The organism is Jeotgalibacillus haloalkalitolerans (assembly GCF_034427455.1).
Classification (GTDB): domain Bacteria; phylum Bacillota; class Bacilli; order Bacillales; family Jeotgalibacillaceae; genus Jeotgalibacillus; species Jeotgalibacillus haloalkalitolerans.
Genome location: NZ_JAXQNN010000023.1, coordinates 1 through 250, shown reverse-complemented (window position 1 = coordinate 250; position 250 = coordinate 1). Strand labels below are relative to the sequence as shown.

Annotated in this window: 2 tRNA genes; both read left to right on the top strand. The window is 52.0% G+C overall.

Annotation, left to right across the window (positions count from 1 at the left end):
- The first annotated feature begins 80 nt into the window (after positions 1–80).
- Positions 81–154 (top strand) — tRNA-Trp (locus tag UFB30_RS16595).
- A 22-nt stretch (positions 155–176) separates the two neighbouring features.
- Positions 177–249, top strand: a tRNA-His gene (locus tag UFB30_RS16590).
- The last annotated feature ends 1 nt before the right edge of the window (position 250 follow it).

The window sequence follows — 250 nt, the reverse complement described above, 5'->3', positions numbered from 1 at the left end:
GCGAAGTGGCTAAACGCGGCGGACTGTAAATCCGCTCCTTCGGGTTCGGCAGTTCGAATCTGCCCCCCTCCACCATTCATAGGGGCATAGTTTAAAGGTAGAACAGAGGTCTCCAAAACCTCCGGTGTGGGTTCGATTCCTACTGCCCCTGCCAATTTTTAAAAAATTATATAATGGCGATTGTGGCGAAGTGGTTAACGCACCGGATTGTGGTTCCGGCATTCGTGGGTTCGATTCCCATCAGTCGCCC